A 25,130-nucleotide genomic window follows, 5' to 3' on the forward strand; every position below is an offset into this window, starting at 1 on the left:
TTTTATTTTCCGCAAAAATGATCAAAACGGCTTCTGTACGAACACGTATAGTAAGGATATGGAAGGGGGACGTCTTCAATTGAGTCGATATCAGGAGATGATTCAGGACAGCTTGTTCTACATCGAGAACCATCTGCATGAAGAGATTGGTCTGGAAGACGTAGCTTCCGAGGCGCTGTTATCCCCTTATCATTATCACCGGGTATTCCGGGATGAGGTGGGCATGACGGTCGTCGATTATATTCGGCATCGGCGGATGAGTCTCGCATCTACCGCACTGCGTTGTACAGATGCAGGGATTTTGGATATTTCCCTTGCTTGCGGATTTGAAAGTCAGGAGGCATTTACTCGTGCCTTCCGCAAAATATATGGCATGCCGCCTGGACGTTTTCGCAAATTATTTGATCTGAAACTATTCACTGGAAAAACCAGAGGAGGAGAAGTAGAGATGAATTCTACAACGGCAATCAAAGGCTGGATGCTAACGGGAAGTCACCCGCAAAACTATGAGATGGGTATTGATCCTGCTGAGGTACATCACGGAAAAGCTTCAGGGTATTTGAAGGCAGTTACACCTATGGAGCCGAATGAGTTTGCAACGATGATGCAGCAGTTTCGGGCAGACAAGTATGTGGGAAAACGCATGAAGTTGTCTGGATTTGTTAAAACGGAGCGTGTGGAAGCGTTCTGCGGACTATGGATGCGTGTAGATAACCATGTCCACGATGTATTGCAGTTTGATAATATGCATGACCGGCCGATCATTGGAACGAAGCCATGGAATCAATACAGCATTGTGCTGGATGTACCGGCAGAGAGTGCAGTGATCTCGTTCGGGGTGCTTCTGAACGGGAAAGGCAAGGTCTGGGTGGATAGCTTTCGCTTTGAGGAAGTGGATGTGAACACACCTTTAACCCATATGGAAACAGAATATGAAATGTCGGACGAGCCGTTAAATCTATCGTTTGAGGAATAAGAGGAACAGGAAGGCTATTAAAGGATCGCATCGATGATGTGATCCTTTTTGCGATATGAATCAGTTATCGGCTTGAAATAGTAGGAGTGATTCTGCCATCTGGAATGAATTGGTTACTATTTTTTAAAAGATAAAATACATTTGTTAAACTTGTTGAATTTTTAAAAGAATTATACTTGAAAAAACTGTTCATGGAGGATGTAGCGTTGAAGAAAATAATCATTGGTACGATGATAGGGGCTATGTTGTTATCGGGGTGTGGAGCTAATAATTCGTCTATTCGTCCAGCAAAAGTTGAGGAAAACAAGTCCCCAGAGAGGATGGATGCTACAGCTCCTGACATACTTTTATCTGAATCATCGAATAAGAAAGCTGCTGTTTATGGTGTTCAAGAGGAAGGAGATTTGTTCTCACGCCTTGCTGTCGTTATTGATGGAGAGAGGAGAGTATTTCAGTGGAGTAATGTAACCAATCCTTCTTTTTATCCCCAAATTTCTGTTGTTGATCTTAATGAAGAGGGAAAAGAAGAAGTGGTTATTGTTCTGACTAAAGGTACAGGGACGGGAATTCGCGATTCAGAAGTACATGTCCTTCAAACCGACTTTACAGAAATCCCTGTTTCGAATCCAATAAAATTCGTACAAGATCATATTCAAATTGATTTGAAAACAGATAAAGAAAAAGAAGTTCGGGAATACACTGTTATGGACAATACACAGAAACATGTATTCAAATTCAATGAAAGTGACGCAAACCAGTGGTATGATCAGCCGACGTTTCGAAATATATTAAGATTTGGAACTAGGGATCAGGGGCTTATGGCTGAGATCCCGATTCAGATTTCAGAAGGAAATTATCTAGGGGATGCGGTTGTCAGATATGAACTGGTGGATGGAAAGTTAGAACCATCTGAACTCAGAATCACAAAAGAGCGCTAAGTGAAGAGAAGTCGATGATTGAGGGTGCGCGGACAGAAGGGGCGGCTAAAGGTAAGTTGGAAGGTAGGAAGGTAAACAAGAGATGGCACGAGAGTTGTTAGCCCTTGGTGTGGACATGTCTGCCATCATGAAGGCCTCAGGACTAACAGAAGAAGAAATCCGGAAGTTGCTGCCATAGTTTAACTTATATAATGACCATAGCACACGGCCAAACCATTATGGAATGGCTCTTTTTACTGCCTCTGGGGTATTAAAGAAGAAGGGCAAAGTAAACCTATCTACCTTCCTGCGCTGAAGATGACTACCAATGCCTAGCGTCATATACAAATACCTTATTAACGCTTGTTCCATATCTTTCATGCCTTTCTATACATTAATATTGACTAAGTCCTTCCGCTTCCGATAAACTAGTATGCAGGAATATATAGTCGAATGTAGGCAGCAGTTCGAGACGATGTTTCGGGCGGCTGTTTCTTTTCTTTTTCTGCAAGTCAAGGTGCAATGTAGTAGGCTCGCCGGAATACCGGCTAACAACATGGAAGAGGAACAGGTGATAGATATGTGCAATAGCGCGTACCGCGTGCTTTTATATTATAAGTTCGTGAAGATTGAAGACCCCGAGACATTTACACAGGAGCATCTGCAGTACTGTAAGGATCTAGGGGTAAAAGGCCGTATTCTGATCGCTTCCGAGGGCATCAATGGTACGGTATCAGGGACAATTGAACAGACGGAGCAGTATATGAAAGACATGCATGCCAACCCTCTGTTCAAGGATATGGTATTTAAGATCGATGACGTGGAAGAGCATGCGTTCAAAAAAATCTTTGTGCGGCATAAGGCAGAGCTGGTTACATTCCGCGTAGACGAAGAGCTCGATCCGAATGTGATTAGTGGTAAACGCCTTTCGCCGAAGGAATTCCACGAACATTTACAGCGGGATGACGTCATTGTCATCGATGGCCGCAATGACTATGAGTATGAGATTGGCCATTTCCGCGGTGCTATTCGTCCAGATGTAGAATCATTCCGTGAATTTCCAGAGTGGATTCGGGAGAACTTGGGCGACATGAAGGATAAAAAGATTATTACGTACTGCACAGGCGGTATTCGCTGTGAGAAGCTGACTGGCTTCATGATCAAGGAAGGGTTCCAGGATGTTGCCCAGCTTGAAGGCGGAATTGTAACTTACGGGAAAGACCCTGAGGTGCAGGGACGTTTGTTTGACGGCAAATGTTATGTGTTCGATGAGCGGATCTCGGTGCCGATTAACCGTACGGATGAAGATATTGTTATTGCTAGTTGTTATCACTGTGGTACGACACATGACCGATATATTAATTGTCCGACCTGCAACCTGCAGCATGTATGCTGTGAGGATTGTGAAGAGACGCATAACCGCTTTTGCTCGGATGCTTGCCGGGAGGCAGCGCCCGTACACGCATAAGCAGGAGAGCAGGTGCTGAATGTGAAGCGTGAAGAAGAACGTACAACGCGTGAACGAATTCTGTTCATGCTGAAACAGCAAGGAACCATGACTGCGCGAGAGATCACCGCGGAACTGGGACTGACCGGGATGGCCATTCGTCGCCATCTCACAGCACTGGAGCAGGATGGTTGGATTGAGGTACGTGAGGCTCGGGCAACAGCGGGGCGTCCATCCTCTGTATACCACCTGACAGATCGTGGAGATAATTATTTCCCGAAGTCCTACTCATCTCTGACGCTAGAGTTGCTGGAAGAATTGTCTGATACCGCAGGCAGCAGTGTGGTAGATGCCCTTTTTGAAGGTCGCCGTGACAAGCTGCTTCGCAGCGGTCTGCAGCAGATGGAGGGGCATGACCTTGCTGGACGGGTGGAAGAGCTGGCACGAATCCAGAATGCCAACGGGTATATGGCTGATGCGTCCAGAGAAGAAGATGGCACTTACGTCATCACGGAGATGAACTGCCCTATTGTACAAGTGGCGAGCGTATACAAGCAGGCTTGCCGCTGTGAGCTGGAGCTGTTCCGCTCGTTGCTGCAAGCGGATGTAGAGCGCACAGAATGTTACGCTGATGGAGACAAGAGGTGTAAGTATCAGATTCGTGAAGCGTCGGGGAACTGATCGGATGAGACGTAAATAGAAGAGTATAAAAGATGGTCTTGATTCATCGAGACTGTCTTTTTTTGTTCCCATGTAAAGTAACCTTTCATATCCGCTCACCAAATTTGGATTGGAAGCGGTTCAACCATTGACGGAAGGCGGGATGCACTTTAATATTAGGAAAACAATAAAACGCAATAAGGTATGGACTTCAGTCGCATGCCCAAAGTCTAGATTTGTCTGCTTTTGTCGATCAAAGCAACAATGCGTTGAAGCGTTCGTTTTGTCCCGCATTAAGGGGTCATATTTTACAAGATGGAGAGGGGTTCTTACAGATGAAAAAGAAGTTTTGGATGTCATTGATGATGGCTGCTTCAATGGTCGTGGCAGCAGGTTGCGGAAATAACAGCGGTTCAGGCTCGAAATCTCAAGGCTCAGATGGTACATCAGGCGGAGGCAGTGAGGAGAAATCCTATCAGATTGCCATCTCCCAGATTGTTGAACACCCGTCACTGGATGCTACACGCGAAGGTTTTATGGCAGCACTGAAAGATGCGGGCATCGAAGAGAACAAAAACCTCAAGCTTGATTACAATAATGCACAGGGCGATTCAACGAACAACCTGTCCATAGCACAGAAAATTGCGGGTGATTCCAAAAATGATCTTGTGCTCGGAATCGCTACTCCATCTGCATTAGCCCTTGCACAACAAGTGAAGGGAAAGCCCCTCCTGTTCGCAGCTGTAACGGACCCACTGGGTGCAAAGCTTGTGAGTGACATGGATAAGCCAGGTGGCAATGTAACGGGTGCTTCCGATACCAATCCAGAGGCTATTGTACAATTGGCCGATTTTATAGCTAAAAATCTGCCTGATGTGAAGACAGTGGGACTTGTGATTAACGAAGGAGAACCGAATGCAGTTGTCATGGCTAACAATGCGGAGAAAGCATTGGCAACACACAATATCAAGCTGGTCAAAGCGCCAGTAACCAATACATCCGAAGTTAAACAAGCAACAGACTCGCTGGTTGGCAAAGTCGATGCGTTCTACATTACACTCGATAACTCGGTTGTAAGTGCAGTAGATACGATTATCCAGACCGCAAACAGCAACAAAATTCCGTTCTTCTCCAGTGATCGGGATACGGTAGAGAAAGGTGCATTTGCAACGGTAGGATTCAAATATTACGACCACGGCTACCAAGTGGGTGAGATGGCTGCGGATATCCTGAAAAATGGAACAAAACCAGGTGACATGAAGGTTACCGTTCCGGACAAGCTGGATATGATCCTGAACCTGAAGGCGGCTGAAGCTCAAGGTATTACAGTAACAGATGAGATGAAGGCCGAAGTGAAAGATCAGGCAAATAACATTATTCAGTAATTTACGAGTAACCTGACCGGGCAACAATACTCGGCAGAGGGATGCGAGGCGAACGCTCAGATCGGTTCGCCTCATTCTTTTCGGATAGAGATAGACAGGAGGAAGCAGTGTGAGTATAAGTTGGAATTCCATTGAAGGGGCAATTGAGCTTGGACTGTTATACGCGCTAATGGCATTGGGTGTGTACATCACGTTCCGCATTCTTGATTTCCCCGATCTTACCGTAGACGGAAGTTTTACCACAGGAGGCGCTATTGCAGCGGTCATGATCTCCAATGATTACTCCCCTTGGCTGGCCTGTTTGGCAGCAATGGCTGGCGGCATGGTCGCTGGGGCCCTTACGGGTCTGCTGCATACCAAAGGCAAAATTAACGGGCTGTTGTCCGGGATTTTGATGATGATTGCTCTGTACTCAATCAATATGCGTATTCTTGGCGCACCGAATAAATCGATTATGGGTGTAGAAACGCCATTTTCGGGTGAACATGTCATGATCATCATTATTATTGTAGTTCTGGTATTCAAAGTGATGCTGGATCTGTTTATGAAAACAGATGTCGGACTTGCGCTCCGCGCCACAGGAGATAACAAACGCATGATTCGAAGTTTTGGTGCGAATACGGACGTAACGACCATTATTGGAGTGAGTTTGTCCAATGGACTGGTGGCTTTGTCGGGTGCATTTATTGCCCAGCAATCCGGGTTCGCCGATATCACCATGGGTATTGGTATGATCGTCATTGGTCTGGCCTCTGTCATTATTGGTGAAGCGATCCTTGGAGCCAGAACGGTATTCTGGGCGACACTGGCGGCTGTTGTCGGTTCAATTATTTACCGGATTGTGGTTGCACTGGCCTTGCAGGTAGAATGGTTCGATACATCGGATCTGAAGCTGATTACGGCTGTTATCGTTATTATTGCACTCGTATTCCCGACGATGCAGCGTTCAATGAAGCAACGTAGCCTCGCTCGCAAACGAACAGAAGAGCTGATGCGTTCTGGCGGTCAACAGGCGAAGGGAGGCATGTAGTATGCTGGAAATTACTCAGGTCACGAAATTGTTTAATCCGGGTACTACCGATGAGAAAACGGCTCTGGTCGGTGTGAATCTAACGATGAATCCAGGCGATTTTGTAACGGTCATTGGCAGTAACGGAGCCGGAAAATCAACTTTGATGAATATCATCTCGGGTGTGATGAAGCCGGATATGGGCGATGTGCTGATCAACGACCGTTCGATCAAAAATCTGCCGGAGCATAAACGCAGTAGCTGGATCGGCCGGGTCTTTCAAGACCCGATGGCTGGAACGGCGCCACATATGTCGATCGAAGAAAACATGGCGATGGCCTACAAACGAGGTAAAGGACGTGGACTCGGTTTTGGCGTGACACGTGCTAGGCGTGAAATTTTCAATGCACAGCTCGAGAAGCTTGGCATCGGGTTGGAGAAGCGCCCCAATGCCAAGGTGGGCCTTCTGTCCGGCGGTGAACGCCAGGCGCTCAGCTTGCTGATGGCGACGTTCACCCAGCCGCAGATTTTGCTGCTGGATGAACATACAGCGGCACTAGATCCCTCCCGTGCAGAGCTGATTACAGAGCTGACGGAGACCCTTGTCCGGGAGATGAGACTTACCACACTCATGGTCACGCACAATATGGAACAGGCCATTCGTCTAGGGAACCGTCTCATCATGATGGACAAAGGCCGAATTATTCTCGATGTCAGTGAAGAGCGTAAGCGCACACTTACCGTGCCCGAACTACTTGGCGAATTCGAACGGATCAGTGGTAAAAAGATGGCGGATGACCGTGTGGTATTGGGATAATATGTAGAGTGCCGACATAAAGAGTGTAGTGTATGATGATTGCCCGCCGTGCAGGTAATCCATGTTGTTAACGCCATCCTTTTCGAACCCCTTTGCGTTTTCGCAAAGGGTTTTTTTTATGATATGTTGAAGAGGTTGAGAAGGAAACAAGGGGGAACGAGACGATGTCTCTGCAATTTGATGAAGAAAATTATATGGTATCTCACCGCACAGACTCCATAGGCTTGCTGGCGAAGGAGTTTGCACTTTTGCGTTTTCTATATGAAAACAAGGACAAGGCCTTTACGCGCAGTCAACTGCTGGATCAGGTCTGGCCGATGGAATATCCCGTGGAACGCACGGTCGATGACCATATCTATCGTCTACGTAAGAAGCTGAAACGCTGGGATGAGATGAGTCTGGATACGATTCGTGGTTATGGATACCGGCTTGCTATACGAGAGAACAGAGCAGCCTTACCTTCTAACCCTTCGGTTCATGATCCCGAGATGCAGGAGGCCATCCACGGATTGCTCCAGAAATATCATTTGTTCGGACAGGGAAACTCGATACAGATGCTGGTCCAGCAGCAGGAAGCACTGGGGGTGCAGATTGCGCCGTACTACCTGCTGTATATGCATTTTATACAGGGAGATTTGGAGTGGCTGATAAACACAGCAGATTCCCCCTTGGAAGAGCGTTTGTATTGGCTGTTGATCTACGTGCATGCTCTCATTCCACCTTCGGACACGTTGGAACTCTATCAATTAGCACTCCAGTCATCTGTGTTGCCTGCCGAGTACCGCCGAGAACTACGGATTCTGAATATTATCGAAGTTTACGCCGAAACGGGACAATATCATGAAGCCAAAAAACAGCTTGAGGAAACGTACCGGGTAATAGAGGAAGATCAGTTGATTTATTTCAGGTTACCTGTGGGACTAGCCGCATTATCTGTTGAACTCTGGGGTGGAAGTGGCGAGGTCGTTGAGGAGAAGATGACGATGCTGCGAAATGAATTGAAAGATGCTCCATACTTACGCGAGATTGGCCGTTTTCAAGTGATGGAGGGCTGCTGGCTGCTTCGGCAAGGGCGGGTTCGTGAAGCAGAATTGCGAATGGATGACGGACTGGGTGTTTTGAAAATGTCACTAAATGCACCACTGCTTCTTAATTCCATCTACCAGATCGTTCTGTATATGGATCATCATCGAATTGGAGGAAGACTTCGCAGCAAATATCAGCAGCTATATAGCGAGATTAGTAAGATGTATGATGTGTCCGTGTATGGGCAGCAGATCGTAGAGACAATTCGCCAATTTTTATCGGCCGATGTATCGTCCTCTGATCTTCCTCTGACATAGCTCCTCTAAGATTACAGCCAGAGAACATAATCTGAGAGCTGGCTGTAACCAAGGAGGAATACTTGTATGACCGATAAAATATCTACACCGGATGAGTCCATCTCATCTGGTCCATCCATTTCAATCAACGAACCCCATTCATTACCCGCTGATCTACCCCGGAAGGGAATCTGGGCCAATCTACAGTTTATGCGTCTGTTCATTGCCTACGCGCTTGCCGCTTTTGGCGATTGGTTTGATGCACTGGCTATCCAGGTCATGGTGGCCTACCGCTGGGGTGCTGATCCCTTAATTATCGCACTGATTCCGGTGTGCATGGCTGTGCCGGGCATCCTGTTTGGCTCGGTAGCTGGTGCGCTAGCCGATCGGCTGCATAAAGTAAGAATCATGCTACTCTGCGATGGTATTACCGTTGCGCTAACGCTGGGGATTTTGCTAGCGCCAAGTCCGGCATGGCTACTTCCACTTCTAGCTCTACGTGCCATGATGAGTGTATTTCATGTTCCTGCCCAGCAGGCGCTGACTCGTCAGGTCGTAGCCGAGGAACAGCTCTTTCAAGCCTCATCCATGAACGGGTTCGTGAATCAGTGTGCCAAGGTAGCCGGCCCCCTTCTGGGGGCAGTTGTATTAGCCTTCTTCTCCCCCCAAATCTGTATCCTGATCAATGCATGTGCTCGCCTGTTGTCCGGTGCGGTACTGTGGCCTTTGCGCCACTTTGTTGAGAAAAAGGAAGAAGTGATGACCAGCGAGGATACCGAACAAGATCGGAAGACATCGGAGTCCTTTTTCATGCAGTGGCAGCAGGGCTGGGGGTATCTACACCGTAACCATACTGTGAGGAATACGGTCGTATTCGGGTGTTTTGGCCTGATGGCGATTCTTATGGTGGACTATCAATTCACAACCCTATTCAGAGAGATCAAGCCTGGTAATGAATCCTTGCTCGGCGGGCTTGCTTCTTCGATTGGTGGAGGAGCAATCATCATTATACTGCTGTTGAATCGTTTGCCGAGAATAGGGTACGGGTGGGGACTTGGTGGTGGTTACCTGCTCATTGGTGCCGGAATAGCAGCACTGGGCTGGATTGAGCCAAATACTTCTAACATATGGATTATCGTCTTGGGGATATGGATCGGGCTGGGGAACGGACTGTTTATGGTTACGATGAATTATGTGTTGCAAAAAGAAACCCCTTCTGACTATGTAGGACGTGTATTCGGTATTCAAAACTCGTTATTCAGCATTGTGCTGGTTGCTGCTCCGCTGGCAGGGGGTGCAATTATCCGTTCGAATGGGCCGAGTTCAACTTTTCAACTCATCGGTCTGGTTACACTGGCTATCGGTCTTGCGGGCATCTTGCTGCAGCGTATACTGTGGGCAGGCCGCAGCTCTTCCGCTGGGAGCAAGAAGGGAGAAACGGCTACACAGAGAGTGTTGTAAAAGGTTGGTCATAAAGAGAGAGCTTCAACATGGATGTGGTCTCAAAAGAATAGCATGCTGAACCACAACATATAGCCACCTTTGGGTATCACCCGAAAGGTGGCTATTTTCGATATAAGCCTGCAACAAGGTACGTGCAGGATTCACACTTCCCACCAAGTGAAATACGTTGTGGAAGCTAACAAACCGGCGACGGACAGTGATCCGGTTACGGACAGATTGATAGCCTGGCCAGGAGGGACAACGTATTTACCGAACTCATTGGACTGAAATGGTCCAACTAGTAGAGGCATGGACACCAAGGTTGTGGCACCTGTCGGAGCAGATATAGAGAATCGTACCAAAGCGATACTTGTATTCGTACTCGAGAGATTGCTGTTCACCGCAGGGAGTGTACTGGGGGATGCAAGTGTACCGTTTGCACTTAGCGTCATGGAACCGCTAAACGAAGACAACAGGTTGAGGGCAACAGTAATTCCACCCGATAATCGAGAGACGTACAGTGTTATGCCGCTTCCAGCTGGATTGGCAAGCTGTATTGTAGCCGTTACACTTCCGCCAAGCAAACCTAGTGTGGTGGAGTTGGTAGAACCAGCGTTGTACAGGTTACCTGTACTGCCTGCACTGTTTTCGGGTGGAGCCACAATGCCAGGCGAGGTATACGAGTTTGTGTTGGATGTAAATACCGGGCGGTTTAATGGATTGAACACATTGTTATTCGGCATGTTGTACACCACCTTTTATCCAAAATCAGCATTAGAACTCCCACCAAAACAGATTAATGGCCGCCGTCTGGTTACCCGTTCCTACACTAATGGATAGGGTCTGTCCTGGCGGAACTATAATGGAACCGTTCAAATCCAGCGTGTACATTCCAGCAGTGAGCGGCATGCTGAGCAAGCTTGTGAAGGCTCCTCCAAGAGTTCCCGTGTTCTGCCTCGTCGTTACGATGCTCGTATTGGTATTGCCGAGCAGCGTATTGACGGGTACGGGGGTGATGCTACCAGCGACGGCAACAGTTCCTCCTGAGTACACCACAAGTGTAGCTGCTGCTGTTGTCCCCCCGCGTAGACCGGCGATGCGGATCGTCCTGCCGCTACCTGCCGCATTTACGATTTGCAGTAGTAGATTTTGGTTGGATGGAAGTGAACTATTATTCGTAGTGAGGGCGAAAAAGCTACCTGCCGCAGCTGCACCAGTATCTGGAGCAGCACCGATTCCCGGAGCTGCGAACGTGTTAGTCAGCTGTGTGAAGAGAGGGCCATTGGATTGGTTGAACACATTCGTATTGGTCATCCTGTTTGACCTCCTCTGGACTGGTATGGATGGAGTATAAGATACAACTTATTTTTTCACATGTCCTAATTGCGAGCATTATATGAAAAAAGAAGAGGAAGCGTTTGGGGATTCTATTCGAATCTCCAAATAACGGCGAATGCCGTGCCCGCATTTCCATTCGGGGCATACGATGCGTAAGCACATTTTTTTAAGGGGAAATCGAGATGAGTCGAACAGCCAAGAGAAGCAGGAAGAGAACGAAACGGATAACCAAGCAGACCAGAAAGCATACAACCCAATATGTAAGCTGTCGTCCAACCCCTTGTTCTCGCCGCGCCAAACTGCTGAAGCCGCCTTGTTCCCGGATTACTCGTCCCAGGTTCAAACAGGGTGCTTTCTCACGCACGAAACTCCCTGGTGCTACTCACTGTTTTACAGAGCATACCTACATTGGAGCAGACACAGGTCGGGGCGAGCATGCACTTCCGCCGCAAGATACCTCTACTCTGAGCATGTACAGCTATGGGGTGGTGAATCGCGGACCAAATCCGGCGATCGTTCAGGTTCAGGTCAGTCCCAATGGCGTAGATTACGCGGTGGATAGTCAGGAAGTGATCGACGGAAAACAGACCAAGGCACTTGTACCCCAGCGATTCCTGCATTATACCCGTCTGGTGCTCCAGCCTGTTGATCCGGCTAAGCCTACACGGCTTGATGTATATTTTCAGGCTCAGCGTATGCTCGTAAGGTAGTTATATTACACAGATTGTCCAGGGAGGAGGCCGAGGCTCATGCCTAACTTTACAACCTTTAATACGAATCCCGATAACTTAAGAACACTGATTTTTGGTCAGGATAGTACAGGTACGGCCCAGCCCGTCAGAACGGATACTAGTGGAAATGTCGTAGGTATCATTCTGGACGGAACGATTAGTAATATCTCTGGTCTGACTACAGTTACCATTAACGCGGGTACGATCACCAACATCTTGAACGGAACCATTACCAATGTACTGGGTGCAACCATTACAGCTGGAACCATTACAAGTGTGCTAGGAGCGACAGTCACTGCGGGAACACTGACGAACTTGCTTAATGGTACGCTCACGAGTGTGCTTGGGGCTACCATCACTGCAGGAACGATTACAAGTGTACTAGGTGCGACAGTCACTGCGGGAACACTGACGAACTTGCTGAATGGTACGCTCACGAGTGTCCTTGGGGCAACCATTACAGCAGGAACCATTACAAGTGTGCTAGGGGCAACAGTCACTGCGGGAACACTGACGAACTTGCTGAATGGTACGCTCACCAGTGTGCTAGGGGCAACCATTACAGCAGGAACCATTACAAGTGTGCTAGGTGCGACAGTCACTGCGGGAACCTTGACGAACCTGCTGAATGGTACGCTCACGAGTGTCCTCGGAGCCACGATTACGGCCGGAACGATTACGAGTGTGCTAGGTGCGACAGTCACTGCGGGAACCTTGACGAACCTGCTAAATGGTACGCTCACGAGTGTCCTCGGAGCGACGATCACGGCCGGAACGATTACAAGTGTGCTAGGAGCGACAGTCACTGCGGGAACCTTGACGAACTTGCTGAATGGTACACTCACGAGTGTGCTCGGAGCGACGATCACCGCAGGTACATTAACCGACCTCCTGAACGGAACCATCACTAGCGTTCTCGGTGCCACCGTGACTGCGGGAACCTTGACGAACCTGCTGAATGGTACAATCACGAGTGTGCTTGGAGCCACGATTACCGCAGGTACATTAACGAACCTGTTGAACGGAACCATTACCAGCGTGCTTGGCGCAACAATTACGGCCGGTACACTGAGTAGCGTAACATCCATTTCGCAGAAAAGCTTTCAAGAGAGCCAGATTATCGGCACGCCAACTGCTAACACATTTACGCCGCTGCCTGCTGTCACAACCAGTGTGTTTGGCACATACTCCTTCTTCGTTTATAACAGGGGGCCGGGGTTGAACAGGGTAGATGCCCAGGTGGAGATTAGTGCTAATGGAACCAACTGGTATACGGATGTGACTACGGTAACTGGTATTCTGTCTGGTTCTGTCGATGTTCTGGTACCACAACGTTTTCTAAAATACACACGCCTATCTTATCGTTCAAGCCTGATCGGGGCACCAAGTACGATTGATGTGTTCTTCAATGGACAAGGCACATAACCTGCTTTGCTGTCATATAGGTACATGGAGTTCACTTTGGTGGGCTTCATGTACCTTTTTGTATACTGGGCCATTTTTGATAATGGAGGTAACTGCGGATGCAGAACCGATTACTCGGCATTCATATGATTGTGCAAAATGAAGAGCAGCGATTGCCCCGCTGTCTGGACAGCTTGAAGCAAACAGGCTCGGAGTGGTTCATTACGGATACAGGGTCATCCGACCGGACACCTGATATAGCTAGAACCTATGGTGCAACAGTGTTGCATGCCAGTTGGGAAGATGATTTTGCTAAAGCTCGAAATATTAGTCTCCCCCTGGCAACCACAGAGTGGATTCTCTGTCTCGATGCCGATGAGTATGTCATTGAAGGTCTGGATGAGTTGATGAGACTATTGCCAGGCGTCCATAAGAGTATTAGCAGATTACGTATAACGATAGAAAATCAGTATGGAGAAGGGCCGGAAGACAAAGTCCTGTCCTACCCGGTACGGCTGTTTCGAGCACAACACGGTTACCGGTACACCGGACGTATTCATGAACAGTTGATATACCATAACAATGACAGTGAGATCTGTAATGTTACACCCGATCCGTCTACAAGAGAGGTTTACGTAGCATCGGATTCACCAGAGAAATTAATCACAGCTAATGAAGGGTCAGATGAAGAACCACTTGCCCCATTACGGCTTGGTCATGATGGTTACCTCGCAACCGTAATTGCTAAAGGCGATAAGCCCAAGCGCAATCTTCACCTGATTGAGCAGGAGCTTGCGGATCATCCCGGGCAGCCGTTCCATCTGTACAATCTGGGGGTAACACACTGCCAGTTGGGGAATCTGGAACAGGCGACAGATGCTCTCAATGAATCGCTGCTCCTTGCTGAACCGAACGCTCCCTATCGAGCAACCCTTGTCAAAGATTTGGCCAGAATGCTTATTGCGCTGGAACGTTATGAACAAGCAGGCAGGCTGCTTGCGACAGAATGTGACCGGTACCCTGCATATGCCGATCTGCATCTCATTCATGGCGAGATTCTTGAGCGGCAGGGCATGGAGGAACGGGCATATCGAGCCTATGCAAGGGCAAGCACCTGTGAATCAAGTCAATGTGAACACGTAAGGGATAGTGACGGTAGAGCCGTGACCAAGACTAAACCTGTCTACGTAACAGAAATGGGCTCAGGTAGCTACAGAGCAAGTACATCCATGGCACGGCTAGCACAGAAGCGGGGATTCGTAGAAGAAGCAGTTCATCTATACGAGTTAGCTCTGGAGCAACTGTCCACGTATAGACCAGCATGGGTTGGGCTGGCAGATGCTTTGCAGCAACAGGGACTCTCAGACGAGCAGATTGCAGAAAGGCTGCTAGTTCAGTTGAAGCGCTCAAAACAACTTAAACAACAGAATCAGCGTAGAAATGGCGAAGGAATGAACGATTCAGACGAAGCACTGGGGAAAGAGATAGGTGTGCAGATAGTCAACGCGCTCGCTGATTGTGGAGCATATCACCAGGCACTTCAACTCATTAGACGTGAGACGTCCAATGCTCATATTCCAGTTGGAGATCGAATTCATTGGCTGCTGTGTGCAGGCCAAGTCACAGATGCATGGGAACTTGCAGAAGATTGCTGGGGAGGACAAAACAGAGGGACCAATGGACAAATTAGCGATAAGAGCGATGCAACTACTCGTGAAAAAAACAGTGAGAATATCAGTGCGAATATTAGTTCCAATACCAGTTCCCCTCTTGCTAACGTTTCTGGAGTAACCATGGACACCCTTACAACTCTGAGATCTGAAGAAAGAAGTGACTGGGCACTTGCTTGCTGGGCGAGCGGCAAGCGGTTATCCGCCTCTTTCCTCCATACATCGCCACCGATGGAACGAGATATGTGGAAAGTAGCCGACCGTTTGTTGTTTGATTATACGCCTCTTGCATCTGGCATGGATACAATCTCTATACAACAGGATGTACCCGATCAGCAGCTCCTGCAATGGGGTGAAGCTGTGCAGAGGGTTGCGAAACAAGTTGTGCTTCGTGCGATTCAGTGTGGCCAATTGGCCATTGCGCAGCCATTACATGAACGCTTGGCTCGCATCATGTCAGCGCATGATAGGACAGGAACGGCCATTCGGCAGAGTTATGCGAGCATGTTGTATCGGCACGGGTATACCATGCTTGCTGCCGAGATGCTGATACAGTGTATGACGGAAGGGGAGCTGGATGCGGAAGGACTCTTTTGGCTGGGGGAAACACTGTATGCCAAAGGACATCTGGAACAGGCGTTGACGCTCTTTGAACAGGCATTGGAACGCGAGCCGGAATTCAATGAAGCCCATGCTGGAGCGGCAGTATGTTCCTTGCACATGGCTCTGGATATGATTCGTCAGGAACGGAATCGTTCGCCGGAGGCTGTAGCGTTTGAAGCTCAGCAGATAGCTTTGGAGCAACAGCTGCGAACTGCGGAAGGCATACCATGGCGGACAGTATATCGTGCAAAAGAAAGGAGGAATCACGATGCAGGCACAGCAGCATCAGAGAAAGGATCAGCCGCAACGAATCTCTCTGTGCATGATCGTCAAAGATGAGGAGGAGATGCTGCCACGCTGTCTTGAGAGTGTACGCGGTGCGGTGGATGAGATCATTGTCGTAGATACCGGATCGGCAGATCGTAGTGTTGACATTGCGCGAGAGTATGATGCGCTGGTCGTGAAGTTTGCGTGGTGCGATGATTTTGCCGCGGCACGAAATGCTGGCCTGGAGCGAGCTTCTGGCGACTGGATTCTTTTTCTGGATGCGGACGAGGCGCTGGATTCAGCAGCACGGGAGCAGATCAGAAGCTGGACGGCAGTCAGCGGATGCGACGGATTGTTTTTAAACATTCATAACTATACGGGTTCGGGTCAGCAGGGCGCAACGGTGAATCCGGTGCTGCGTCTGTTTCGCAATGCTCCTGAGCATCGGTTCAAGGGACGGATTCATGAGCAGATTGCTACGGCGATCTGTGAGCGGAATCCGGAGGCTGCCTTTCATATCACGGACATGGTGATTCACCACTACGGGTACCAGACGGTGGTTGTAGAGCGCAAAGACAAGGTGAACCGCAACGTGCGTTTGCTACAGCAGGCAGTGGTGGAAGAGCCGGATCAGCCGTTTCATCACTATAATCTGGGCGTGGAGTATCTACGTGTGGGGGAAGCCGAGCAGGCACTCGAATCGTTTGGCATAGCTCGGAAGATGATCGACCCTGTCGTAACCAGCTATGCTCATCTGTTGTTGAAATACGAAGTCCGCTGTCTGGAGCATATGCAGCGCTGGCAGGAGGCATTGGAGTGCTTGGATACGGCGCTGGAGTTGTTTCCAGAATACACCGATTTGATGCACCATCGTGCGATATGTGTGGATGCTCTGGGGGATACGACGGCTGCGGAGATTTGGCTTCGTAAAGCTGTTCAGCAGGGGCCTCCACCGGCTATTTTTCACACCGAAGAAGGGATGGGCACGTACCAGACATGGTACACCTTGGGACGTTTGCTGGAAGGAAAGGCTGACCTTGAAGGGGCAGTCGATGCGTATGTGGAAGCGGTGCGTGCTAAATCCAGTCTGGTACCGCCACTCTATCGCATATTTCGAATCATGCGCGTATCAGGGCAGGAACGGCAGATTCCAGCGGTGATCAAGACACGTTTTGCGATGAATTCAGAAGAAGCTTTGACGAAGGTGCTAGGCATTTTAGAGCAGTGTCATTGCTACGATGCGGCGCTGGAGTTGCTTGGGGATTTACCGTACGCACCGTCTGGTGAGCACCGAGAGAAGCGTTCTGTCGCTGAAGCTATTCTGCATGTGCAGCGGGGGGACTGGAATGCAGCCCGTTTGAAACTCGAGACCGTGAAGCGAAAAAAGGGATCACTGGCTCCCATGGCGGCCCACTGGCTTGAACGGTTGCATTGGCTGGAAGGAAAGGAATTGGACGGAGAGGAAAACCTTACGCACTGGTTGAAGAAGGATTCACAGGCAAGCACGGGGGATTCAGATCAAGTAGGACTGTATGAAGGCTGGCAAGCAATCGGGCTTATGGTAGAAGGATGTGTGCAGTCTGGAAGATGGCAGCCGTTGCTTGCGCTGATTGAACGAGGGCGTCAGTTGTTAGGCGAAGGTACTATTACAGTGGAGAAGAGGTTAGATCAAGCAAGGATGGCTGAGGATGAGACTGGGCACGAAGGGAATTCGAAGCAACAAGGAGACCTTGGGAAAACAGGTGCCAAAGAAACGCAGATAGATCCACCTTTTCCAGGTGCCTTCGATACGATGAGCGGAACGAGCTGGCTCGTTAAAGGACTGATCAGTGCAGCCGATCGCCAACTGGCACACCTTATGTCGGACAGAGAAGAAGCAGGATTGGGGAGAAGGAAGCGCCATTCGTACTGGCCAGTCATTCAGCACATCCGGCTGGAGTTGCCGGGGACAGATGGATTCGAGGGATAAGCGGAGAGATGTGTTGCAGTGGCGAGGCAAGAGAGGGATGAAAAAAGCAGAGCGTAAAAAACAAGTAAAGTACAAAAGACAAGTAGATGCAAAAACAAGCTGAGTGCAAAAACAGGTTTTGATATCAGGGCTAGTTGTTAGGGTGGTGAAAGATGATTTGGCAGTAAGGAGGCAGGATACGGGTGAAGGACGGCATCAGCTTATGCATGATCGTGAAGGACGAAGGCAAGTTTTTAGATCGTTGTCTGCGTTCAGTGCGTGAACTCGTAGATGAGATCATTATCGTGGACACTGGCTCGACCGATAACTCGGCGGCGATCGCCCAGCGTTATGATGCAACGGTCATCGATATGGAATGGAACAGTGATTTCAGCCAGGCTCGCAATCTCTCGCTTACTGCTGCAAGTTATTCATGGATTCTTGTATTAGATGCGGATGAAGTGTGGGCGCATACGTCGCATACCAGAACGGAGTTCATGAAATGGCTGCAAACAGGGGGTGAAGAAGTCTGGGGTTATTGGATTAAGGTAACGAGTCTGCTGGGCACTTCAGGTGAAGAACGTGTAACGGATGAGGTGTGCCGTCTGTTTCGCAATGATCCCCGTATTGCTTTTCGTGGAAACATACATGAGGAGGCAGCTTCTTCTATTTTAGCTATTATGCCTACAGGAATTCGTCACTCAGAGATGGAGATTCTTCATTACGGTTATCTGGATGAGATCATTGCTGCCAAGCGAAAAGATGCGCGTAACATGCGGCTGATTCGGCTAGCTTTGGAGCAGAACCCAGAGCAGGCGGAGTTACAGTATGCATTCGCTGCCGAGTGGTTTCAGCAAGCACGGTATGATGAAGCTATCCGATTATTACTGCCACTACTGGCACAGATCGAACTGACGTGTGGCTATCACTCGGATGTGGTGCTGAAGACAGCATACGCATGGAGAGAATTAGGTCAGGTGGAACGCGCTAAGTCCGTGGTGGAAAATTGGGTATCGGTGTATAGTGATTTCCCGGATCTGCTGGAGCTTGGTGCTGTGCTGGAGCTGGATCAAGGGCGGTCCGACATGGCGCTGGACTGGTTGAAGCAGGCTAAATCAGCTGCGTCGACAGCAGGGCATTATACTTCGGTGTCTGGTGCTGGACATTACCGCAGCCTGACATTGGAAGGGATGGCGCATGAGCAGTCCGGCCGCTGGGCAGAAGCGGAAGCGGCCTATACTGCTGCACTGGGCATGCACCCCGGCAATGGGGCGGCCTGGCAGCGATTGCTGTTGCTTAGCGCAGCCACAGGAAGGCCGCAGGCCATTGCTGGCGTAGCCGAGGGGGTGAGCTTGCCGCCGGTGGCGTGGCAAGCCTTGGTCTCGGCCGCGCTGGCAGCACATCGGCCGGAGTGGCTGCTGCGCCATGCAGCGGCACTGGCCCCGGCGCTGCAAGCATTGCCGCTTGCAGCGGGGCTTGCGCTGGCCCAGCTGGGCGAGAACGCAGCCGCCAGCATGGCATTGCTGCCCTGGGCAGCACATGCACAGCATGGGCCCGAGGCTGCGCTGGCTTTGTGGGCGCTTGGCCACAAGCAGCATGACGTGCCCGGGCGCCATGCGGCGGTGACACGCCCACAGGCAGCCGGGCCCAAGGGGGCTGTGCCTGAGGCAGCGCGTGTGGCCGAGGCATTGCTGCGAGGCCATGGCGCAGCAGCTCGCGGCGATGCGTGCGCCCCTGCGGCGGCGCAGGCACTCGCCAGCGTGGGCGCCTGGCCCGCATGGCTGCGCCTGCTGCAGGCGCTGCCGCCGGGCGGTGCGCTGGCGCTGCTCGCCGCGCTCCCGCCTGCGGCCCGTTGCGGGCTGCTGCGCGCGCCCGCACACGTCCGCGAAGGGCTGCTTGCGCTATGCGGCACGCCTTACAGCGCGCAGCAGCCCTTCGCGGACGAAATGCCCGCCCCGGCGCTGGCTACGCAAGCGCTCCTGGCGGGCGTGCTCGCCCTGCTCGCCGGGCGGCAGAGCCTGGCACGTGATTGGGCCGATCAAGCGGCCCGAATCACGGCACGGCATGCTGCCGCCCAAGCCCGCCCGGTGCAGTCTCTGCCACCGGGCCTGCAAACCCTGCTGCGCCTGACGGCTTCCGGCGCAGCCACTGCCCCCGCTTACCAGCAGCAGTGCAACATGCTGCTGGTATACCTGTGATCCGGCGTCCTTATACCGCCGGATCGGCCGGGATGCCCTCCTTTGCAGCACAGCAAAAAAGCCGGGGACATCCCGGCAGACGCTATACCCATATTAAAATGCCTCACATGGAAGTCACCTCACAGAACTAGCTAGGCGCAAGTGAAACGCCAGCTCAGCACGTATTCGATCTCCCTATTCCTCTGGTTGCACAATTGCAAGGGTCTTCTTGGATGCCAGCATCAATAGACTCGATACACATTCACCTTCGTTATATCGTCCCCGTCTTACATATGACAGCCCGGAAACAGCGGATAGGTACACCATACATCTCCGAGGAGATCGCGTCCTCCGGTTCTTCCACGTTCAGTTTATCTTCAATCCTCAGGCCTGTCATTGCCATGATTGTCTCCAGCAGATCCGGCCGCATCTCGGGTACGTCGAATGTGGCAATTAACTGCCCATCCGGCTTCAGCACACGAGCGAATTCGCGGAATGCCCGCAGCATCGTCCCGGTGTCCAGATGTTCCAGAACAGAGATGCAGAACACGCGGTCGAACTGTTCGGCCGCATACGGAAGCTGAGCCAGGTTGGTCCGAGCAAGGTTAATCCTGCTCAGATAATGTTCCGGCAGATGATGAGCTGCCTGCGGACCGAAGTCAGAAGCGATATCCAACCGGATGGCCTCTTCTGACAAAATGCGTTCATCCCAGTCGCACGCATGAACTTCACGGCAGTGCTCCGCAAGCCAGAATTTAAACGGGTGAGATATGCCGCATGCTGCATCCAGCACCACATCGTCCGGGCGTGCAAACTGCCGAGCCCACTCATATTCATAAGGGCGGCTCCACCATGCCAGAGGAAGCGGGAAAACCAGCGTATCTGTTCTCGGGTCACTCTGCCGAATGTATCTCGATTCCATCATTGCTGTGATGTCGGGTGTGTCCATCATGTCTGAATCCCCTCCTTCAATCCTGTCTCAGCCAAAAAAGATTCCAGCACCCTGCTCCAACGGCTGCGCCATATGGATAGATCATAGGACAGCGCAGTTTCACGCGCATAGATGCCAAGCCGCTCACGCTCAGCGCGATTCTGAACGAGCCGAGCGAGAGCGGCAGTCAGTGCCTGTTCACCCGGAGGAACGAGCAGCCCGTTGAATCCGTCTTGAATCAGATCATTGAGTCCGCCTACATTCGAAGCGATGACCGGAAGGCCACAACTCATCGCTTCCAAACAAGCGTAAGAGGTTCCCTCCGAGAATAATGTTGGAATAACGACGATATCTGCCTGATGGTAGGCGTGACGGATCTCTCTGAAATCATACGTATGCTGGTGAATCCGTGCTGCATGTGGATGTGTACGCTGCCAGTAGCGAAAAACTCTGCCCACCGTGCTGCCTTCCACAAGTTCTCCGGCGAATTCGATCTCCACATCGGCAAAAGCGCCTAGCAGTTTATCTGCAGCCAGCATCATAGGAATGATGCCACGCTCACTGCTGATCCGGCGCGGATATAGAATGCGTATGGTAGGGGAAGACCCAGCAGGTTCATCATTCGTGTGATCCTGTATCGGATGATGAGTTGCCCAGGCAATGGTGTTTTCGACATACCCGCCATCGGGAATCTCCGTGTGATTTTGATCCAGGCTTTTTAGTCGAACCTGTCTTTCGCTGTGGCTCTTCGTCTCTGGGTAACCGTGAGGAAAGCTATCCTCTGATTCCTGAATCAACAGTTCTGGTTCTTCGGTTTGTCGAGTGCTATCATCCTTCCACGCCGCAAGCCATTCTTCCTCATCATGCTGCGCGAGCGTCCTTCTTGGGGGAGCCGGAATGAAATAGGAAGTATCCACCGCATTAGGGATCAGTACAATCTGTTCTGGATCGTTATACGTACAGGCTGCACGACAGAAGGTCTGAAAATGAGAATCCACCGAGACGATGCGCACTAGTCCATCTAGCGCCAGTTGAATATGTTCGGCAACCTGACGTTTGGTATCAATCGGCAGGCCTGGACGATCCCAGTTGATCCCGTGACAGATTCCGAGGCTGCCAGGTTTGTAGTTAATGGGCTGCCAGATGCAACTTGCATAGATGATAGGCCCGCGTGCTGCTGCAGCCATTCGGTCAAAGGCTTCCGGTACATTCTCCATATCGTAATCGTAGCCATAGACGTCAATCTGCTCGGTCCGGGTCTGGAATGCTTCGAAATAGGACAGTTGATGTACCTCGGGGATATGGCCTAGCCCGCGAATCACACTGCATAGATCAAGAATGTAACGCTCCAATCCGCCGCCAAATACACGGCCAAACTCGCGGTTATATCCATCCGTAAAACTGTGGGTCAGTATGCTGACCACGCCCATATTACAATTCCTCCTTCCACGGGAGTAACCGCGGTTCAGGGTCCAGAATAGACTCATATTGAGCCAGACTACCCCATTCCCCATGCGGATCGATGCGTTTGTAACGTAAGTATTTTCGAACCCGATCCTCCAGACTGCCGGCCCAGCCGAGATGCTGTACTTTTAACTCTGTGCATACGCCTGGCAATACAGTACAAGATGGGGGGAGACGAGGGACATGGTGATTCTGCTGCGGGTAAAAGTAAGGATAACCGGGCATATACCGGACAAGAGTGGCAGTATGCCTCTGGTGCATCGACCAGAGCTCATCTTCCCGATAATGAGTTCGGCCGCCCCACATATCGTAGAATCGGAAGGCAAACCAATCTGCATAATCCTGGTTAATAAGTTTGCGTATCGCCTTTTTGGCTTCTGTGCTGTATAGCTCATCCGCATCGACCGAGAGAAGCCAGTCTGGGCAGGTACTTATAGCTGCTTGCCACAGGGCGTTCCGTAGGCGCCATTCCTCGGAAAATAAAGGCTGCTCCAGCACCTCCAGGCGTACAACCTTTGGGAAAGCCCGGCATATATCCGAGGTGTCATCCGTACTGGCGTCATCCACGATGACAATCTCATCCACGAATTCACTCAGATGATGCAGCACTTCCTCAAGATATCTCCCTTGTTCGTTACGTACCTGAAGCATCGCTGTCAGCTTGTTGTTTTTACTTTTACGTACCCGTTGTATAGGGGAGAATTGTTTGAATGCATCTACTCCCATATCCCGGTTAGCGGAAGCGTCCGGTTCCTCTTCGATCCGGGAGTTCATCACGCGATGAATCTGACTTTGCTCGGTCGTAACGCCTGTATGCTCATCCGCTGCGGTTCGTTTGTCTGTATTTTGCGTTTGTAGAGAATCGTACATAATCGGTCTGCTCCCAGGGGTTCTGCGCTTTTTCGGGTCCATATTTTAAGGCACCTCCCCAAGTAGCTGCTGAACGGCATGATCCAGCAGCTCCAGTTCAATAATGCGTGACAGAGCATCTTCATTCTCCAGCGCTGTCTCCAGAAACAGCCTCACCGCTCCGTGGCGCTCTCCCCGAAGAGCGAGAGCTGTACCTGATAATTGCCGATACTGACGGAGGCTGGTTTCGTCCTGAATGTCGATCGCATGGATCAACGCTAGCGCAGACTCTACGCACTCCGTCTCCTGATAGATACGAAACTTCCAATGCCTTGCCGTTTCCCCACCAAGCTCATCCAAAATGCGCAGAGCTGTTCCATAATCGTCATTGATGCGAAGCAGCTCCGCTTGAACTAACGAAGTTTCTCCGGCTTCAAGCCAGCGGCATAATTGCTCGTAATGATGACGTTCCTGCTCATTGCTTGCGCTGATGCCAAAGACCTGTAAGGCTTCTTCGATCTGACCTGACCTCGCATAGATGGAAGAAAGAAAGCGATAATGCGACACTACACAATCTTGCCGTCCGTTGATGACAGCTTGGATGAAAGATTCTTTCAACGAAGTCGTGGCCCGGGAATCCTCCAGCAAATATTCATAAGCGGACAGAAGAAACGAGATCGTTTCATGAGGACCTGTTTTGGTTCGAAGTTGTCTGTAATAATCGGCACGCATACGGCTCTGAAGCGTCGTAATGTGGTCTGGCTTCCCGGCTAGTACCTCCTGCAATGCATGCATGAAAAACAGTTCATAGTCGCGCAGTGGAACGCGTGCTCCATGATGATGGATGTAACCGGCAGGAGAGGAGTCTTCTCCCCCTAACCAGACAGCACGGCTACCTTGAAAGAGTAGCTTCATGTACCGGGTTTCCGAAGAGGTCCCAACCAGGTCGGCAATGCCAACAAGCCTGGAGATGCTGTTCTCCCAGAGCGGAGAACTAGATTCATCTCCGACCGGTTCAGGAAGCAGGGCAATACATACTTGTGGATGCAGGGAAGCCACAGCGATCAGCCAGTAAGGATGGGCAACGACTGCAGCAGTGTTTGGCTCTTGTAATCGTGCCTCCGCTTCTTGCAGGGTAATCACTTGAATGGCTGTTGGCAGTTCTTCCTCTTCAGCAGTACGGCTGCTGACATAATAGATCGTTCCTTGCTGAGCCGCAAATAGAGCAGCAATCTCAGGGTAGGGAAAAGAAGACCAACCCCCTTTTCGAGGGAAAAGCACGAATTGAACCGGAGGGTATGCGGGCATAGACAGTTCGGGTGTTACCTTTTCCCATTCATCCTCCCATTCATCGGTGCAGTCGTCTGAACTTGTCTTGGAATCTGTATTGATTATCGAATCCAGTTGCTCCAACTGTAGTTCACCTCACTCTCTAAGGATGTTTCTCCTATGTAAAGTTGTTGTAGCGCTTCATATAATCTGTCTGACACTAACATATGGGCGTTTACCTCTAAACATGAACATCTTCCATGAATACATACAGCGATTAGGTTAATGAAGCATCGAGGAAGGTGGTTGAATAGGCTTAATTTTATCTATTGTGTGACTGAGGTCACTTTTTTTTCCTAGAAAGGGCCTGATTGTGATAATTATCACATGTGAAAAATAGGTAATCTGGCACAATACGATCATTAACGTATTTGGGAGACAGAGAGCGAAGATGCCGCTTCAGAGCCCTGTACATATCTTGCTAATGCTAACAGAAAGAAGGG

20 protein-coding genes are annotated in these 25,130 nt (G+C 50.3%); 14 read left to right on the top strand and 6 right to left on the bottom strand.

Going from position 1 to position 25,130, the window contains the following annotated elements; translation table 11 throughout:
• The first annotated feature begins 58 nt into the window (after positions 1–58).
• From PQG66_RS14530 to PQG66_RS14570, 9 genes are all read left to right on the top strand, one after another.
• Positions 59–976, top strand: coding sequence for a helix-turn-helix transcriptional regulator (locus PQG66_RS14530; RefSeq protein WP_272038446.1), 918 nt, complete (start codon positions 59–61; stop codon positions 974–976).
• Between the two features lie 206 nt (positions 977–1,182).
• Complete coding sequence (locus PQG66_RS14535) at positions 1,183–1,914, top strand: hypothetical protein (RefSeq protein ID WP_272038447.1); 732 nt, start codon at positions 1,183–1,185, stop codon at positions 1,912–1,914.
• Between the two features lie 559 nt (positions 1,915–2,473).
• Positions 2,474–3,361, top strand: a complete 888-nt coding sequence (gene trhO / locus PQG66_RS14540; RefSeq protein ID WP_272038726.1) for an oxygen-dependent tRNA uridine(34) hydroxylase TrhO — start codon at positions 2,474–2,476, stop codon at positions 3,359–3,361.
• 12 nt (positions 3,362–3,373) lie between these two features.
• Positions 3,374–4,021 carry a helix-turn-helix transcriptional regulator gene (locus PQG66_RS14545; protein ID WP_272038448.1) on the top strand — a complete coding sequence of 216 codons (648 nt, stop codon included), beginning with the start codon at positions 3,374–3,376 and terminating at the stop codon, positions 4,019–4,021.
• Positions 4,022–4,335: 314 nt separating this feature from the next.
• On the top strand, positions 4,336–5,385 hold the full coding sequence (locus PQG66_RS14550; RefSeq protein ID WP_272038449.1) for an ABC transporter substrate-binding protein: 1,050 nt from the start codon (positions 4,336–4,338) through the stop codon (positions 5,383–5,385).
• A gap of 169 nt (positions 5,386–5,554) precedes the next feature.
• Entirely contained in the window at positions 5,555–6,415 is an 861-nt protein-coding gene (locus PQG66_RS14555; protein ID WP_442955108.1) for an ABC transporter permease, read from the top strand.
• A gap of 1 nt (position 6,416) precedes the next feature.
• Positions 6,417–7,211 (top strand): ABC transporter ATP-binding protein, encoded by a 795-nt coding sequence (locus PQG66_RS14560; RefSeq protein WP_145333637.1) that lies wholly within the window; start codon positions 6,417–6,419, stop codon positions 7,209–7,211.
• A gap of 164 nt (positions 7,212–7,375) precedes the next feature.
• Positions 7,376–8,554 (top strand): winged helix-turn-helix domain-containing protein, encoded by a 1,179-nt coding sequence (locus PQG66_RS14565; protein ID WP_272038451.1) that lies wholly within the window; start codon positions 7,376–7,378, stop codon positions 8,552–8,554.
• 66 nt (positions 8,555–8,620) lie between these two features.
• Positions 8,621–9,994, top strand: a complete 1,374-nt coding sequence (locus tag PQG66_RS14570) for an MFS transporter (protein ID WP_272038452.1) — start codon at positions 8,621–8,623, stop codon at positions 9,992–9,994.
• 143 nt (positions 9,995–10,137) lie between these two features.
• Here the strand turns inward: PQG66_RS14570 and PQG66_RS14575 are convergent, their stop codons facing one another.
• Positions 10,138–10,719 carry a hypothetical protein gene (locus PQG66_RS14575; RefSeq protein ID WP_272038453.1) on the bottom strand — a complete coding sequence of 194 codons (582 nt, stop codon included), beginning with the start codon at positions 10,717–10,719 and terminating at the stop codon, positions 10,138–10,140.
• Positions 10,720–10,750: 31 nt separating this feature from the next.
• On the bottom strand, positions 10,751–11,290 hold the full coding sequence (locus tag PQG66_RS14580) for a hypothetical protein (protein WP_272038454.1): 540 nt from the start codon (positions 11,288–11,290) through the stop codon (positions 10,751–10,753).
• A 206-nt stretch (positions 11,291–11,496) separates the two neighbouring features.
• Between PQG66_RS14580 and PQG66_RS14585 the strand changes: the two genes are divergently transcribed.
• The 5 genes from PQG66_RS14585 to PQG66_RS14605 all read left to right on the top strand — a co-directional run bounded on the left by PQG66_RS14585 (position 11,497) and on the right by PQG66_RS14605 (position 20,135).
• On the top strand, positions 11,497–12,024 hold the full coding sequence (locus tag PQG66_RS14585; RefSeq protein ID WP_272038455.1) for a DUF6385 domain-containing protein: 528 nt from the start codon (positions 11,497–11,499) through the stop codon (positions 12,022–12,024).
• 39 nt (positions 12,025–12,063) lie between these two features.
• Positions 12,064–13,470, top strand: coding sequence for a DUF6385 domain-containing protein (locus tag PQG66_RS14590; protein WP_272038456.1), 1,407 nt, complete (start codon positions 12,064–12,066; stop codon positions 13,468–13,470).
• A 98-nt stretch (positions 13,471–13,568) separates the two neighbouring features.
• Complete coding sequence (locus PQG66_RS14595) at positions 13,569–16,061, top strand: glycosyltransferase (RefSeq protein WP_272038457.1); 2,493 nt, start codon at positions 13,569–13,571, stop codon at positions 16,059–16,061.
• A complete protein-coding gene (locus tag PQG66_RS14600; RefSeq protein ID WP_272038458.1) occupies positions 15,991–17,958 on the top strand; it encodes a glycosyltransferase in 1,968 nt (655 codons plus the stop codon). Before PQG66_RS14595 ends, PQG66_RS14600 begins: the two co-directional genes overlap by 71 nt.
• A 182-nt stretch (positions 17,959–18,140) precedes the next feature.
• Positions 18,141–20,135, top strand: coding sequence for a tetratricopeptide repeat-containing glycosyltransferase family 2 protein (locus PQG66_RS14605; RefSeq protein WP_272038459.1), 1,995 nt, complete (start codon positions 18,141–18,143; stop codon positions 20,133–20,135).
• A 250-nt stretch (positions 20,136–20,385) separates the two neighbouring features.
• On the opposite strand, the gene PQG66_RS14610 is transcribed toward PQG66_RS14605, so the two are convergent.
• From PQG66_RS14610 to PQG66_RS14625, 4 genes are read right to left on the bottom strand one after another with little or no spacing between them, the layout of a single operon-like run.
• Entirely contained in the window at positions 20,386–21,066 is a 681-nt protein-coding gene (locus PQG66_RS14610; protein WP_272038460.1) for a class I SAM-dependent methyltransferase, read from the bottom strand.
• A complete protein-coding gene (locus PQG66_RS14615; protein ID WP_272038461.1) occupies positions 21,063–22,475 on the bottom strand; it encodes a glycosyltransferase family 4 protein in 1,413 nt (470 codons plus the stop codon). Before PQG66_RS14615 ends, PQG66_RS14610 begins: the two co-directional genes overlap by 4 nt.
• 1 nt (position 22,476) lies before the next feature.
• Positions 22,477–23,421 (bottom strand): glycosyltransferase family 2 protein, encoded by a 945-nt coding sequence (locus tag PQG66_RS14620; RefSeq protein ID WP_272038462.1) that lies wholly within the window; start codon positions 23,419–23,421, stop codon positions 22,477–22,479.
• A 3-nt stretch (positions 23,422–23,424) separates the two neighbouring features.
• Positions 23,425–24,771 carry a hypothetical protein gene (locus PQG66_RS14625; protein ID WP_272038463.1) on the bottom strand — a complete coding sequence of 449 codons (1,347 nt, stop codon included), beginning with the start codon at positions 24,769–24,771 and terminating at the stop codon, positions 23,425–23,427.
• Positions 24,772–25,130 lie beyond the last annotated feature (359 nt).

Source organism: Paenibacillus sp. JJ-100 (assembly GCF_948329825.1).
Taxonomy (GTDB): Bacteria; Bacillota; Bacilli; order Paenibacillales; family Paenibacillaceae; genus Paenibacillus.